15 protein-coding genes are annotated in these 15,205 nt (G+C 29.6%); 9 read left to right on the forward strand and 6 right to left on the reverse strand.

The features are described from left to right. Positions 1-189: 189 nt before the first annotated feature. Positions 190-1,602 carry a HAMP domain-containing protein gene (locus MNY27_RS04910; RefSeq protein ID WP_346391933.1) on the reverse strand — a complete coding sequence of 471 codons (1,413 nt, stop codon included), beginning with the start codon at positions 1,600-1,602 and terminating at the stop codon, positions 190-192. Between the two features lie 81 nt (positions 1,603-1,683). Next, the gene (locus tag MNY27_RS04915) at positions 1,684-3,756 is read right to left on the reverse strand and encodes an EAL domain-containing protein (RefSeq protein WP_346391934.1); all 2,073 of its coding nucleotides are present in this window, start codon (positions 3,754-3,756) and stop codon (positions 1,684-1,686) included. Between the two features lie 332 nt (positions 3,757-4,088). Between MNY27_RS04915 and MNY27_RS04920 the strand changes: the two genes are divergently transcribed. From MNY27_RS04920 to MNY27_RS04930, 3 genes are read left to right on the forward strand one after another with little or no spacing between them, the layout of a single operon-like run. After that, on the forward strand, positions 4,089-7,616 hold the full coding sequence (locus tag MNY27_RS04920) for a hypothetical protein (protein WP_346391935.1): 3,528 nt from the start codon (positions 4,089-4,091) through the stop codon (positions 7,614-7,616). Beyond that, positions 7,613-8,083, forward strand: a complete 471-nt coding sequence (locus MNY27_RS04925) for a response regulator (protein ID WP_346391936.1) — start codon at positions 7,613-7,615, stop codon at positions 8,081-8,083. Before MNY27_RS04920 ends, MNY27_RS04925 begins: the two co-directional genes overlap by 4 nt. Next, on the forward strand, positions 8,076-9,290 hold the full coding sequence (locus tag MNY27_RS04930) for a hypothetical protein (protein WP_346391937.1): 1,215 nt from the start codon (positions 8,076-8,078) through the stop codon (positions 9,288-9,290). The genes MNY27_RS04925 and MNY27_RS04930 overlap by 8 nt, the downstream gene beginning before the upstream one ends. Before the next feature lie 299 nt (positions 9,291-9,589). Here MNY27_RS04930 and MNY27_RS04935 read toward each other — a convergent pair whose 3' ends face one another. The 4 genes from MNY27_RS04935 to MNY27_RS04950 form a co-directional block, all read right to left on the reverse strand. Continuing rightward, complete coding sequence (locus MNY27_RS04935; RefSeq protein WP_346391938.1) at positions 9,590-9,799, reverse strand: hypothetical protein; 210 nt, start codon at positions 9,797-9,799, stop codon at positions 9,590-9,592. Next, a complete protein-coding gene (locus MNY27_RS04940; protein ID WP_346391939.1) occupies positions 9,796-10,470 on the reverse strand; it encodes a zeta toxin family protein in 675 nt (224 codons plus the stop codon). The genes MNY27_RS04935 and MNY27_RS04940 overlap by 4 nt, the downstream gene beginning before the upstream one ends. 283 nt (positions 10,471-10,753) lie before the next feature. Continuing rightward, a complete protein-coding gene (locus MNY27_RS04945) occupies positions 10,754-10,954 on the reverse strand; it encodes a hypothetical protein (protein WP_152184712.1) in 201 nt (66 codons plus the stop codon). Beyond that, the gene (locus tag MNY27_RS04950; RefSeq protein WP_152184711.1) at positions 10,951-11,211 is read right to left on the reverse strand and encodes a hypothetical protein; all 261 of its coding nucleotides are present in this window, start codon (positions 11,209-11,211) and stop codon (positions 10,951-10,953) included. The genes MNY27_RS04945 and MNY27_RS04950 overlap by 4 nt, the downstream gene beginning before the upstream one ends. A gap of 106 nt (positions 11,212-11,317) precedes the next feature. On the opposite strand from MNY27_RS04950, the gene MNY27_RS04955 reads away from it, so the two are divergent. From MNY27_RS04955 to MNY27_RS04980, 6 genes are all read left to right on the forward strand, one after another. Further along, positions 11,318-11,863 carry a porin family protein gene (locus tag MNY27_RS04955; RefSeq protein ID WP_152184710.1) on the forward strand — a complete coding sequence of 182 codons (546 nt, stop codon included), beginning with the start codon at positions 11,318-11,320 and terminating at the stop codon, positions 11,861-11,863. Between the two features lie 109 nt (positions 11,864-11,972). Beyond that, a complete protein-coding gene (locus MNY27_RS04960; protein ID WP_346391940.1) occupies positions 11,973-12,566 on the forward strand; it encodes a TetR/AcrR family transcriptional regulator in 594 nt (197 codons plus the stop codon). After that, on the forward strand, positions 12,563-13,795 hold the full coding sequence (locus MNY27_RS04965; RefSeq protein WP_152184708.1) for a TolC family protein: 1,233 nt from the start codon (positions 12,563-12,565) through the stop codon (positions 13,793-13,795). The genes MNY27_RS04960 and MNY27_RS04965 overlap by 4 nt, the downstream gene beginning before the upstream one ends. After that, positions 13,795-14,496, forward strand: coding sequence for an HlyD family efflux transporter periplasmic adaptor subunit (locus tag MNY27_RS04970; RefSeq protein ID WP_152184707.1), 702 nt, complete (start codon positions 13,795-13,797; stop codon positions 14,494-14,496). The genes MNY27_RS04965 and MNY27_RS04970 overlap by 1 nt, the downstream gene beginning before the upstream one ends. 49 nt (positions 14,497-14,545) lie before the next feature. Continuing rightward, positions 14,546-15,070, forward strand: a complete 525-nt coding sequence (locus tag MNY27_RS04975) for an efflux RND transporter periplasmic adaptor subunit (protein ID WP_346391941.1) — start codon at positions 14,546-14,548, stop codon at positions 15,068-15,070. Next, on the forward strand, positions 14,970-15,197 hold the full coding sequence (locus tag MNY27_RS04980) for a hypothetical protein (RefSeq protein ID WP_346391954.1): 228 nt from the start codon (positions 14,970-14,972) through the stop codon (positions 15,195-15,197). Before MNY27_RS04975 ends, MNY27_RS04980 begins: the two co-directional genes overlap by 101 nt. The last annotated feature ends 8 nt before the right edge of the window (positions 15,198-15,205 follow it).

Here is a 15,205-nt window from a genome sequence, read left to right on the forward strand (position 1 = left end):
CAAATTTACCTTACCTTTTTACATACAAAAAGTATAAACATTTATCTATCTCAAATACAACAAATGCACTCGAAGGTGGTGTCTTCTCTCACATGAAAAATATGATTACTTTACATCGTGGATTGAGCAAAAGTTTGAAGCTTAATTTAGTTGATTATTATTTGGTGAATTATAAGTAAAATTAAAAAATTAAGCACCCGTTTTTTTAATTAAGTCCTCTTTTATGCTAGAATCTTTTACAGTCGATATAAGTTCATTTACTTTTTGAGTTGTTTGACTGAGAGCTTCAAAAGAACGTTTAGAAATATTATACATATTGTTTACTGTACTATCCACAAATTCAGCTTCCTGAGTTGTTTGATCTGTATCTCCATTAATAGATTTCACTAAATTTGCTTCATCTTCCACCCGTTTGCCTATCTCTAGAGATGTAGCTGAGAGTTCATTTGATATAGAAGATGCTTCGCTACTTACACTCTTCGCTTCACTTATAGCATTTTGAACTTTTAGTATAAATTCATTAATATATTTTGCGACACTGGCTAGTTCATTTTTACCTTCAATGTGTATTCTTTTTGTAAGATCACCATCACCAGAAGCTAAGTTTTTTGCCGCATCAGCAATTTGCTTAAGATTTCGACTAATAACTGTAGAAACAAAAAACATAAAAATAATTACACCTAAGCCAATAGCAATAAAAAGAGTGATTAACTGTACCTGAAGATTTTGAGCAAGTTGCACCTTTTCACTTTTTTGGTCTTCTCGTAATGCCACTAATGCTTCCCCAGCTTCTTTTGCCTCTTTTTTCATCTGTTCATTAACTTTTAAAGATTTTTCTCTTAATTCACTAAAAGTATAAAAAGCCTGTTTGTACTCTTTTAAAGCTTTTAAAATATCATCTATCATTTTTTTATTTTTTTGACTATCTAGAATAGATTTCACATGTAAAGAGAGTTTTTCAATCTTACTTATATACTCTTCTACCTGATCTTGATATTTTATATCTTTACGACGAAGATAATTTTTTTCAGCGATCCTCATCAGTAGTAGTTCTTTTACTATTTTATTTGCTAATGATGCCTCTTCAATTTCATCAGCTATTGCACTTACATCCTTAGAGGTCCGTATAACCCTGTCTCTTTGCTTTTTTTGAATTCCCCTTATCTTTGCAGCAATCATCTCAACATCTTTTGCCTCTTTAACCATTTTATCCTGCTCTTTTAATGAAGCATCTCGAAGCTTTTGAAACTTCTCAAACAGATCTAAATACTGTTTTATGTTTGTAATAACATTGGCAACAAGTTGCTGGTTTTGAGGGTCTCTAAAACTATGTTGTAATTTTTCTGCTCTATCTAGGCTATCATTTACAAGCTTTTGAAGTGCATTTGCATAAGTTGTATCTTTTCGTCTAACATAATTTTTTTCAGCGATTCTTGCTTCTAACATCTCTTTGACTATTTTATTTGCAACTGAAGCTTTAGAACTTTTATCTTCAAGCTTATCTAAGTTAGAATCAATTGCATAGTATAAATAGACAAATGCGATAGAAATAACGATAGGAACAATGAGAAGCTGTTGTTTGATTGTAATGTTTTTCAACATAGAAGCACCTTTTTTGGAATATTTTATTCTATCAGTGCAAAGTGAAATATTGATGATTTAAATATGAAATATACTTCATATTTAATCCAAAAGTCTTTCAAATTCTTCTTGTGGCATTGGTTTGTAAAAGTAATAACCTTGTATTTTAACACTGTTGTGTTTAGTAACAGTACTTAGTGTTGCAGCATCCTCAACACCTTCTACGATAATAGTCAAATGAAGTGTTTTTGCCAAATACACAATACCCTCTAGTAGCTCTTGAGCTTTCACATCATCTAACAAGTTGTCTACAAATTTTTTATCTATTTTTATAGTATTGATTGGGTAATCTTTTATATATGATAAAGAGGAGTATCCTGTACCAAAATCATCTAAAGAAAACTTAAATCCTAGCTTCTTTACAAGTTCCATAGTACTAAAAATCAGATCATTATTTTGGGCAAATACACTCTCTGTAATTTCAAAGTAGATTTTTTGAGGATTAATAGATGGATATTTTTGTAAAAGCCTTTTTAAAAACGGTAAAAAGTTTTCATCATAAAACTGTAAGATAGAGAGATTAATAGAGACTATATTTTTAAACTCTCTTCGCTCTATCATTTCAAAAACTTCCTCTATAACCGTATAAGTAACATCAAGTATCATCCCATTACTTTCAAGTTTTGCTATAAATTTTGCAGGTGAGACTACTTGTCCATCTCTTTCCCATCGAAGTAATGTTTCAACACCATAAAGAGCCTCTGTTTTTGGCTCAATAATAGGCTGAAAATATATTTTAAATTCTCTGTTTTTTACCGCATCTCTTAAACGACTCTCAAGCAGTGTCTCAGACTCTAATTTCTCATGCATTTTTTTATTAAAGTAGATATATTTTGCCTTGCCGGAATTTTTCGCAGCATACATGGCAACATCTGCATAAGAAAGGATCTTCTCTCGTGATTCATTTTGATGATCTGAAATATAAATACCGATAGATATAGATGTAAAAATGGTATGCTGGTCTATATAGATGGGTTTTTGCATAGCATCTAAGATTTTATTTGCTATATTTCCTGGGACTGTCGGGTTTTTAAGATTTTGCAGAAGTATAGCAAACTCATCACCACCAAGTCGTGCTAAAGTATCACCACTACGAATGTGTGTTTTCATCCTTTTTGCAATGATTTCTAAAAGTTTATCTCCTGCTGTATGCCCATAGGTATCATTTACATTTTTAAAATTATCAACATCAATAAACATAACGGAAAATAATTCTTCACTCTTTTGACATCTATTTATGCACTTTTCTATCTTCTCTTGAAACATTTTTCTATTTGGTAAATTTGTCAGTTTATCGTAATTTACTAGGGTTGAGAGTTCATAAAAAGTAGTTTGTAGCATAGAGATACTATTGTTAAGCATTTGTGACATCTTCCCCAATTCATCCTCTGAAGTGATACGAATTCGTTTTGAAAAATCTTCATGTGAAATTTTGGTAAGTACCTCGTTTATCTGCTTAATTGGCTCTATAATTGAGCTCATAAGCATCTTGGCAAAAAAACCACTTAATCCAACTATAGCTATAATAATAAGCTGAATGATTATGATTTGTTTATTGAAAATCTCATCAGAGTGCTTATGTCTTAGTTTTGCTCTTTGTATTTGGTACTCCGAGAGTTCATTGAGAGCCTCTCTTGCCTGACGAAATTCAAAAATAGCCTCTTTGTAAAGAATGGGTTCTAGCTCTTTTTCAGATTTTTTTAAAAGATTGGGATAGATCTTATTTTTGATGATAGAGAGGTACTCTTGAAAATTTGTTGTAAACTTTTCAAGCTCTATTTGCTCTTCCTTAGAGAGCCTTGTATTGTCATATTTGTCCAACTCTTCATTAATTCTCTTAATCTGACTTTCAATTATCTGTTTATGATGTGCTATCTCTACACTATCTGTTGTATCAATAAGCCTTAAACTTCTATCTCGAATCCTGTAAAGTGCACCTTTGAGATGTGAAATGTTTTCTAAAGGGATAACCTCTTGGGTATAAATATTATCTACTCGTTTATTAATTTGAGCAGATTGCCACAAGCTCCACTCACCAATTATAAAAACAAGAAAGATTAGACCACCTAGCGTTAAGTATAGTCTCGTCTTTAGTTGCATTCTCTTAAACATCATTTCACAACTCCCAATAGAATAATCACTTTTGTACTTTAGCATACGAATATGAAATTTTTATTATCTCTAGCAAGTATTACCCTTTCCTCTTGGGAGGAGAAGCTAATTCTTATATTAAAAATGATGAAAATTTATTTACAATACAGGATACTAAAGTGTAAGAAATTGGATATAATTTGATAGACCAAGTATTTCATAATCTTTTGGAAATAAACTATATCAATAATTTATAATACCATTTCTATGAAATAAGGAATAACCATGTTTTTTAAACAATTGCGCTAAAATAAGTTTATTTATTTAAATAAACTTTGATTAATAAGGATTAATAATTGGCAAAACAAAAAAATTTATTTAAAAACTATAGTAGCATTAAACATCAATTGCTAAAAATAGATAATCCTTACATTTTTCTATATAAGTTTAAACATGATGCTGATCTTGACACATTAACAAAGTATTTTAGTAAAATTATTGCAGAACCAAAACTTCAAAATGTACGTTTGAATAATTTAATTGCTAATGAAATTGAACAAATATATACAAAATCATTTCAACACCCTCCAATGGATATTTTACGAGAAATTATTTGGACTGGCCTAGTATTAAATAGATATTCTGAGTCGATTAATAAATTTATTAAACTACGGATTCATTTTGAGAATCAAATACTTTTAAGTAATTACATAAAAGCAGACACAATATTAAAAAAAATAGAAAAAGAACATGGCAAGTCTCTTTGGATTATAAAAAATAAACTAAACCTTTTACAGGAATTAGAAGGGCTTGAATCACAAAAAAAATATGAAAATTTTCTTCTGGATAAAGAAATCAATACTGAGCTTAAAATACTTATTTATTTATCTAGTATTAGTGCTGAAACAAATATATCTCCAGGTCATTTCAGTAAAATTCTTGATGATTTTTTTGAAGAATTCAGTGATGAAGCCTTAAAAGAATATTTTAAATATAAGTTAAAAAAAGATTATCATGTGCAGACTAAATTTTTATCAAAAATTTTAGTTGAAGAAAATCGTTTAACACTTATAGATTTATATGAAACATATATTGATATTCTTAATACAATCCTTTGCAAAAGGGTGTTTAATGATAATATACCTGATAAATTAATTAAAATTATTAGAAAATTATATTCTAGTATTGAAGATGATAGGTTAATTAATATTTTAAGAACATTGAATATAGCAATAAGTCCTACATCCATAGAGTTAAATAAATCTGTTATAGATATATATGATAATCTTTTACAAGAAAACTATCAGGAAGTTAAAAAAAGCTGTGAAGTTATTTTACAAGAGAATCCTTTTTATATTTCATTATATGAATCATATATTGAAAGTCTGAATAATTTAGATGAAATAACTTATTTTGAAAAAGATTCTTTAATTTATAAAATTTTAATTTGTTATGAAAATATTTTACTTGGGACTGATGATACACATGATTCAATAATTACATTATTTAAAATAACAATAACATATTCAAACTTATCATTTACAAATGAAATTTTATCTTTCATACTAGGATATTTAAATGATGAAAATACATATAAAAAATTATCTGGTTATATAAATATTTCTATTTTTTCTCCTATTAAACAAGAAACTTATCCACTACATTCTAAACAAGTATATTTAGAAAAATTTCTATTGCTATATCCATCTTCAGAAAACTTAAAATTATTATTAAATTTTGATCAAGAAGAAGAAAACTTCTTAAGTATTATCAATTCGTTAAATATTTCGAAAGATAACTACAATAATTTTCTTACACAATACTATTTATTTAAAAATATATTTGAAGAAAGCCTTTTTTATGCAAACAAATTACAAGCATCTGAAAAAACTATTGTAAAGAATCAAGCACAAATGTTAATTTTGACAATACTACTAAAAGAAAAGAAAACTGATGAGGCTGTAAATGCATTAATAGATTTTTATTTTATGAATAAAAATCTATCATATAGGTTACCAATTATAAATATTATAAATCGCATCATAGAATCTATTGATAAAACATCTATATGGCCTACATCTATAGAAGCAATTATTCTGTTCTATTTATGTGTAATCTATAGAAATCATGATGTACGAAGTAGAACAGAGTTTTTGTATGAACATTATTTAACATCTTTAAATTACACAAGACCGATGGAACTAATTGAACATTACCAATCGAATAATAAAACTTTTAACTCTAAAGAGATTTTCTTTTTAAAAGAGGTTTGTATATCAGAAATTATGAAAAAATCAATTTATTTTTCTAATTATAATGATGCAGAAAGAGAGCGGATAAATATATGTCATAGTCTTAAAAATATAGATGAAAAAAATATAGATATATACTTAGAAGAAATCAAAGATAGAGAACAAAAATTATTTATAAGAAAAGAAAGTTCTAGATTTGATAAAAATAAAATTTATGTTGATATAGAAGGTGTTAAAAATATTTTTGATAAGGAAGTAAAAGATGATTATTTACGGCTATTAAGCTTAATTGACACTGGTATATATAAAAAAGATGAAAAAATTAAAACTATAATTAATAAATTTAACAATCTTTCTCAAGAAAAGAATATTTCAAATCGCGAAATGTTAAGTAAATTATATTTACCAGATATACCAAAAAATGAAGTAGATGATTTATGTAAAAAAATAATTGAACTTTCAAGAGATATATTTGTTAAAAATGAACACTATGGTCTTGATGTTTATTTGAGTACTAAAATTAGACATGGAACAATTTCAAATCATTTAAGAAAACCATTAGAAAAAGAAAATTTAATAACTCTTAAAGACTCTAAAACAGGTGAATATCAAAGTAATTCATATTGGAATGAAGAACTTCACAATCTTGATGAACACAATAAAAAGCTTATTCAAAGTAGCTTAAAAAAGTTTTCAAAAGAACATGATGAAATTATTAAATATCTTAGTTCTGAACTTTTACAAGTTAGTACATCGATGATAAGAAAAACTGTAGATGGACAAGTTATACAAAATGACAATAAAGAAGCACTATTTAAATATTATTTTTCCGATCTTGAAATCAAAGAAATCTTATATAAAATCATAGATGAAAAATTAGATTTTACTAACTTTAAAAATCACCTTATACAAATTTTATGGGAAAAAACAGATATTAATTTAACATCTATTAGAAATATTATTGAAGAAGATATTAAAGTTAGAATTAATAATAATTTTGATTTTATAGAAAAACAAATCAAGGAAGTATCAGGTATAAGCACTTTAAAAAATTCTATTGCTAGGTCTAGAACTGATATTAATCAAGCTTTGACAACTTTAATTGCTTGGTTTGGAAGAATGGAAACTACCGACAGAAAAGATTATAGTATTCAAGACGCTATATCAATTGTAGAAAACATTTTTAAAAAACAAGATAATTATTTAACTACAAATATTTTAAAATCATTTAATCTAAAAGGGGAAACACTTGATAGTTTTATTGATATTTTATTTATATTATTTGATAATGCATTTAAACATAGTAAGCTTAATGAACAAACAAAAATTACAGTATTAGTCACCCAAGAAGAACAACATATGTGTATTAATCTGAAAAATAATGTTAAAGCATATGATACATTAGAAAATTTAAACAGACATATTGATTTCATTTTTACAGGTTATGGTACAAAACAAGCGACATTAACAATTAATAAAGAAGGGAATACTGGATTTAATAAAATCTGGAAACTTTTATCTACAGATTTACATACAGCAAACCATGACTTAAATGCAAAATTTATAGAAGAAGATTCTAAAATATTTTTTGAAGTAAACTTGAAAATAAATGCAGAGGGACTTTTAATATGAAAATATTATTTATAGAAGATGATGATGAAAAAAGAAAAAAAATTAATAGTTACCTACAAGAGATATTTCCAGAAATAAATATAGTCAATCAAAAGTCATATCATAGTGGTCTTAAAGAATTAGTTGCCAAAAGATTATATGATTTAGTATTAATGGATATGAGTATGCCAACTTTTGATATTACTACTGATGATCCAGAAGGTGGATCTCCTGAAAGTTTTGCTGGTCGAGAACTTTTGAATCAAATGAAATTTAGAAATATAAATTATCCTACTATTATAATTACACAATTTGATTCTTTTGGGGAATATATTGAAAAACTTTCTCTAGAAGAACTCAATGAAGAACTTAGAAATAAATTTACTCCAACATATAGGGAAACTGTTTATTACCACTCTTCAGAAAGCAATTGGAAAACACAACTTAAAGAAGAGATAGAAAAAATATTAAAGGAAACCAATGATTAAAATATTGATAATTGATGATAGTTATGATAAAACTCAAAAGATTATTCAAGCTATTAAAGAAAAGTTTTCCTTTATACTCCCTGAGCAACATATTGATGTCGTACAAGATGCAACAAGTGGAAGAAAAAAATTAGCTGAACAAAATTATGATCTTTTAATTTTAGATATTAATCTTCCTCCTGCTATGGGAGAAGAGCCATCAAAATCTGGAGGTATAGATTTATTAGAAAAGATTCACACTAAACAAATTCCAAAGTATCCACATCATATTATTGGAATTACTGGATATGAAGAGATATATATTGATTCAAAAAAAGAACTAGAAAAATATTTATGGACTTTAATTCATTATGATAATACTAGCAATGAATGGGCAGAAAAAATAATACATCAAATTGACTATCTTATGAATTCTAAACAGAGTTTTTATGGTGAATGTTTTAAAAAATATGATATTGCTGTAATTACAGCATTAGAAGATCCTGAATTAAAAGCTGTTTTAAATTTACCATGCAATTGGAAAGAAGTCAATATACCCAATGATACAACAACTATTTATCATGAAGGTATAGTAGACATTGAGAATAAACAATATTCTATTATAGCAGCAAGTGCCCCAAAAATGGGAATGGTTCCATCAGCAGTCTTAACTACTAAAATATGTGCTCATTTCCATCCTACTTATTTATTTATGGTTGGTATAACAGCAGGAATTGAAGGTAAAAATAATTATGGAGATATCCTTGTATCTGAATTTAGTTGGGATTGGGGTAGTGGAAAAATAAGTACAGATTTTTCGCCAGATCATACACAAATCCCATTAGATGCTGAAATAATTAAAAAAGTTAAGCATCTTTCTTCAGATCAAGGAATAATAGATAATATTAAAAATGGGTATGATGGAAATAAACCTGAAACTACTTTACAAATACACTTAGGTCCGATCGCTTCTGGTGCAAGTGTTTTGGAAAATAAGGAAATTGTTAAGAGTGTTCAAAAGCATCAACGAAAACTTATTGGCATTGAAATGGAAATATATGGAGTTTTATCAGCTGTTAAATATTCAACAAAACCTTCTCCTATACCAATATGTATGAAATCAGTTTGTGACTTTGGTGATGATAGTAAAAGTGATGATTGGCAACACTATGCATCTTATACAAGTGCTTCTGCTATGTTGCTATTGATAAAAAAATTAGATTTTTGATATATTTTAATGACTCTAAAAATCAAAACAAGAGGTAAAACTCGGTTATCCAAGAAGATCAAATCAAACTCATAGATATTAAACAATTAAAAATACTATTTGACATAGCACAAAATATAGACTATCAACTTATCATACCTGTTTTAAAAAGTAAGATTGACACTATTGCAATCGATAAAGAATCAATACTGCTTACACTTTCAGAAGAAGAAAAAAGTTTCAAATTTTAAAATACTTAGTCTATTTTTATTACACTGACACAATTATTTTTCAGTCTATCGAAACATACTACTGTATTTTCAATTGATATTACTTATTTCTTGGATATACTTTTTACTATACACAGTAAACTGCTTACGAACATTCTCCTCAAATTCTGCAACATTTTCAATAATACTGTCAGCTTTTTTTATCATAACATCTTGTTGTTTATCTATTTCAAGCATCGCCTCTTGTATTAGTCTTTCTCTATTTTCTGGTTTTAACAATGGATTTAGTATTTGTGTCATTTTTCAACCTCACTATTTGGTATAATTTTTTCAAAAAAATCATAACTTATATCTTGATAATATTGGTCATCTCTTTTATCAATAACATTTAAGACTACTGAACTGTCAAATAATCTTTTAATCTTAGAAGTTGTAGTTCTAGAGTAAACTACACTTTTAAAAAAAACATCCTCAGGAACTACTCTTTTTGTAACTGATTCTCTCTTTTTTGTATATAAAAAACATTTTTCGAGTCCATTAAATATATAAAATATCTCTATTTTATAGTTATATTTAAGTAATTTTACCACATTTTCCTTTGCAGTTTGAAAATGGGATAAATTTGAATCAACAATTAACGAAAATCCTCTGTTTTTTACTATTTCATCAAACAAAAACTGAATACCATAACTTGCCGGTTTTTGAAATATATCGCTATTTTTGCCGTCGTAACCCAGAGGTTTAAAAAAGTCTCTTACAAGGTCTATATCCAAATGAACTAAGTTATTTTCAGTTTGAATAATTTTTTGAACAAATTCAGTTTTTCCTGCTCCACTCGGACCAGCTGTAAAATAAGCAACTTTTTCATCTGTAGGAATATAGTTTGTCAGATAAGTACCATACAAAAGTTCTCTATGTTTTTTCAAATACACTATGGCTTTTTGTTCTATCTCTTTTTTTGATACCGACAACTGCTTGACCCTTTAAATACGATAATGTTTTATTAAAAACATTATACAAAAATTCATCAAATATGCCTATTTTCAAACCTTATCAAATCATATCAATTCAATTGGACTTTTATGGGACTTGGTTACACAAAGAAGCTAAATTTTTGGTTATTAAACCCCTTTTTTTGGGATTTAAAAGGAATTACTTGAGGAGAGATTCGCACTCCATAATCTTACCTCTTGTGAAAAATATTTAATAAAAAGGATTATAGCTAAAATTTCATAAAGTACTTATCTCTTGAAGCTATTCGTTTTTAGCCGTTTCTCTCTTTTGCAGTGTCTGTGCTATCTCTTTTGTCTCATGAAGCTTTTGTAAAAGCTCCTCATAAAGTTTGAAGAAAGTCTCATCCCATGTAAGGTTTCCATCTTCATCTACCATGGTATTTTGCAGGTGGTTGAGTGCTGTTTCTATCTGCATCAGTGCTATTGCCGGATTTTTGTTCATCTTTTTCTCAACCTTTTTTTAAACTCTGCAGGATCAAGGTACTTTCCCATACTCTTGAGTGAAGCCTGTTCTTCTTCATAAATGACCCTGTCCGTCTTTGGTTGGTATCTTGTATGTTTTTGTACTTTTCTTTCTGTAGAGTCTTTCAGCCTTGTATTGATATCTATACTTGTAATGAGTCCCTCTTTTAAGTTGTTCAATATTGAAATCACGGTTCCTAAGTTTTCATCATTGACATCTAAAACTATTTTTGCCATTACAATTTTCCCCTACCTAAAAAATATTTATTTAAAAAAGTAAACTTTATTTTACCATTAAGTTATAAAAGTATATCATAGCGCAATCTATTTTTAAAGGAATCAAATGATAAAAAAAATCTTGTTAACTTTGGCACTGCTTGGGTTAGGTACACAGCTTTCTGCTTATGAAACTGAAGTAGAAAAAGAGAGTTCTTATTATGTTGTAGTTAAAGGTATATATATTCTTGGTGATGATGTAAAACATGAAGATGTTATTTTAAAAGGTGACGGCAATTATGGATTTGGAATTGATCTTGGTTACAGACTAGAGCATGGATTTGCTTTGGAATATGATTTTTCTTATGCAACGAATGATGTAAAAGAGGATATAAATACATTTAATGCAAGTTATATGACACATGCACTTGATTTGGTTTACTCTTATGAGATTATCCACAACACAAAACTTTTTGCAAAAGCTGGATACGAGTATGAAAAAGAAAAAATCAGTGACTTAAACATTGACAATAGCTCTGACGGTGCTGTTCTTGGTGCAGGTGTAGAGTATGAACTCGATCACACATACAATCTTGTAGTGGAATATGAACACTCAACTATCGATGGACCTAGAGGTGATTCTATCAACCTTGGAGTTATGTACAACTTCTAAACATTCAAACAACTGTCATCAAATGATGGCAGTTTATAGTTGATTTAAGAATTTTTACTCTATAATTTAATTGACTGATGGTCGGTCATTTAAATTTTGGAGAAATAATTTGGCAATTATCGTCGATAAAGAACAAAAAAAGCGAGATATTGCGCTTGCATGTAAAGATCTCATTCTTACAAACGGTATCAACAACATTACCGTCTCACAAGTTGCAAAAACTGCAGGTATCGGCAAAGGTACCGTATATGAATATTTTGCAAACAAAGATGAGATCGTCTTTGAACTTGTAAATATCCTGATGCTCCAACACTCTCAAAAACTTCAAAAAACACTCCAAACCAAAGAATCAACAAAAGAGAAGATACGTGAGTTCTCTCGTTTTTTCTACTCTGATGAAGAACAAGAGCTACGAAAGCTCTACAGAGAGTTTATATCACTCTCTTTGGTGGCACCAAAAAGTGAAATGGTGGAGTTTCATGCCAAATGTACGGAGAGCTACTTTGTATGGTTTTGCGAAATTTTACAAAATGGTATAGAAAAAGATGAACTCAATAAAGAGGCACTTTTACTGGCAAAGGGACTTTTTGCCATTGGTGATGGTATCTTTGTACAAAACAGCGTTATTGGAAAAGAGAGTGATATCCAAAATGACCTTGACTCTTTTATAGATACTTTATTTGATTTAATGGAGAGAAAATGAAACGACTCTATCTACTGCTACTTCCCGCTCTGCTCTTTGGGGAAGATCTGAAATCACTGTTAGAACTTGCCAAGGCGAACAATAATCTTTTGAATGCTTCAAAAATTTCTGTCAGTGCAAAAGAAAAAGAGCTTGACTCTGCAAAGAGCAACTACTACCCTACTCTTGATGCAAGTGCCTTTTATCAAAGAGAGGATGATCCTACTCCTTTTTATCCGGGAACTACTTACGGTGCTGCTGCAAAACTTGCCTTTGATGTTTATGATGGTGGTAAAAAATCTTATATCGAAAAACAGAAAAAAGATGAAGTAAATGCTGCAAGCTTCTCCTATAAGGAAAATCTTGATGCGATGTTTCTCTCAATTACAAAAAATTTTTACAACTTAAAAAGTCTATACTCTTCACTTGATGCCAGAGAAGAGGCTTCAAAAGCGGTAAAAGCCCAGCTTGAGAGAATGCAGAAGTTTTATGCGGCAAACCTTGCAACAAGTGATGATGTAGACAGACTCCAATCTGCCTATGACAGAAATATCTATACCATTGAGTCACTAAAATTTAAAATATTTTCTCTTAAAAAGAGATTGGAACTACAGGTAGGAAAAAAGATTCAAAAGCTTGATAACTCCAAATTTGTGAAATCTCTCACACAGGATGCAAATGAGCTTAACAGTATTCAGGTAATGCGTCACAATAAACAAGCACTCAAAAATCTAAGTAAGACCATAGACAGCTATTACTATCCAAATATCACAGTTGAAGACAGCTTCACTTTTTTTGGTTATCAGGATAAACCACTTTTTGCAGGTCAGCCGATTCCACTACTTGACAATCAAAACAAACTGATGGCAACCATAAGTTTACGACTTGTTGATTTTGGGACTCTGCGTGAGCAAAAAGAGGCTGTTCAACTACAGGCAGATGCACTGGGTGAGCAAATCATCTACAAATCAAAAGAGCAGCGTTTACAACTTGAGCTCTCACGCAAGCGCATATCAACTGCAGAGCTCAACATCAAAAGCTCACGCAGTGCATTGAGGGCTGCTACAAGTGCACTTAAGACCATCACGAAAAAGTATCAGGCAGGTATCGTTGACAATGTTGTCTATCTTGATGCTCTTTCATCACGTACTGAAGCAAAAGCACTCTATGAAAAATCACTCAATGATCTTGAGATCGCTTATGCAATCTACTACTACTATAATGCAAAAAATTTAGAGGAGTATCTTTAATGAAAAAAATTCTATTAGCACTCGTAACTTTCATTTCTCTCACACAAGCAGAAGATGTCTATGCAACTTTTAATGTAATAGCAGCCAAAGATGCAAAACTCGCTTTTGTTGCAGGTGGAATTGTCAACAGTGTCAATGCAGATATAGGCTCTGTCGTCAAAAAAGACACAGTACTGGCTACACTTGATAATGATGATATCAAAGCGATGCTTGCAAATTCAAAAAGTTCACTAAAATTTGCAAAACGAAGTCTTGAAAGACAAGAGAAGATAAAAAAGCTTATTGACGAAGGAAAATTTGACAAGGTGCTCAGTAGTTACGAAAATGCTAAAAATGCAGTAGCTTACCAGCAGGCTCTTTTTGAAAAAACATATCTGAAAGCTCCGTTTAACGGTATTATTTACTATAAAAACATAGAAGTTGGTGATGCAGTAAGCGGAATGATGCTCAAAACTGTTTTTAAGATTCAAAGTCAGCATGCAAGAAAGCTCATTTTAGAATTTGATCAAAAGTATCATAATATTGTTAAAACAGGACAAAAATTTCGTTATCACATCGATGGAGACTCTCAAGAGCATATCGGCAGCATAACAAAAGTATATCCTCACGCAGATATCTCAAATAGAAAACTACAAGCTGAAGTACTCACACAAGATGTAATGGTTGGTCTCTTTGGTGACGGTTTTATAGAGATAGAATGAAATGCAACAGTTTTTAAAGAAATATGCAAGACTCATAATAATCACTATTTTGCTTGTTATTTCAATCATACTCATTGCAAATAAACTTTTGTTACGACAACTGCCATCAGATCTTATAGCAGGTAGTGGACGTATTGACGGGGATCTTATAGTCTTAAATACAAAATACCCTGCAAGAGTAAAAAACATCTTTGTTGCAGAGGGGGAGCCTGTAAAAAAAGGACAGGTTCTTGCTGAATTAGACTCAAAAGAACAAGAGATCTCTCTAATGCAAAAGGCACAAACAGATTTAAAAAGAAATAAGATGATTCATGATGAAAAAGCGATACCAGATGATCTATTTGAAAAAATAAAGCTCAAATACATCTCAGCGAAAAATGAGTATAACGCTGCAATTTTACAAAAACAAAAGATAGAGCTTGCTATTGCCCAAGCCAATCTTGAAAAGATTTCTATTGAGCATTGTTATTATGATGCCGATTATTTTTTTAAGCGGTGCATGGACACCTATCTATGCAATGCCACCTGCATTGCAACTGCTTTCACTTATCTCTCCTCTTCGTTACTACATTGAGGGAACAGAAAGTATCTTCTTTCGAGGCAGTAAATTTATAGACCTTTTATCATACTTTGGTGGTGTACTGATTTTAGGTCTATTCCTATACTGGTTTGGATTTCAGAAGATAGGAAAATTATTTTAAAAAGGAAA

The sequence above is a fragment of the Sulfurimonas sp. NWX79 genome (assembly GCF_039667035.1).
In the GTDB taxonomy this organism is placed as follows: Bacteria; Campylobacterota; Campylobacteria; order Campylobacterales; family Sulfurimonadaceae; genus Sulfurimonas; species Sulfurimonas indica.

Excerpts from the sequence above, each read along its gene's own strand:
- MNY27_RS04910 (WP_346391933.1), bottom strand. The coding sequence starts at position 1,602 with ATGTTGAAAAACATTACAATCAAACAACAGCTTCTCATTGTTCCTATC.
- MNY27_RS04915 (WP_346391934.1), bottom strand. The coding sequence starts at position 3,756 with ATGATGTTTAAGAGAATGCAACTAAAGACGAGACTATACTTAACGCTA.
- MNY27_RS04925 (WP_346391936.1), top strand. The coding sequence starts at position 7,613 with ATGAAAATATTATTTATAGAAGATGATGATGAAAAAAGAAAAAAAATT.
- MNY27_RS04930 (WP_346391937.1), top strand. The coding sequence starts at position 8,076 with ATGATTAAAATATTGATAATTGATGATAGTTATGATAAAACTCAAAAG.
- MNY27_RS04935 (WP_346391938.1), bottom strand. The coding sequence starts at position 9,799 with ATGACACAAATACTAAATCCATTGTTAAAACCAGAAAATAGAGAAAGA.
- MNY27_RS04945 (WP_152184712.1), bottom strand. The coding sequence starts at position 10,954 with ATGAACAAAAATCCGGCAATAGCACTGATGCAGATAGAAACAGCACTC.
- MNY27_RS04950 (WP_152184711.1), bottom strand. The coding sequence starts at position 11,211 with ATGGCAAAAATAGTTTTAGATGTCAATGATGAAAACTTAGGAACCGTG.
- MNY27_RS04955 (WP_152184710.1), top strand. The coding sequence starts at position 11,318 with ATGATAAAAAAAATCTTGTTAACTTTGGCACTGCTTGGGTTAGGTACA.
- MNY27_RS04965 (WP_152184708.1), top strand. The coding sequence starts at position 12,563 with ATGAAACGACTCTATCTACTGCTACTTCCCGCTCTGCTCTTTGGGGAA.
- MNY27_RS04970 (WP_152184707.1), top strand. The coding sequence starts at position 13,795 with ATGAAAAAAATTCTATTAGCACTCGTAACTTTCATTTCTCTCACACAA.
- MNY27_RS04980 (WP_346391954.1), top strand. The coding sequence starts at position 14,970 with ATGCCGATTATTTTTTTAAGCGGTGCATGGACACCTATCTATGCAATG.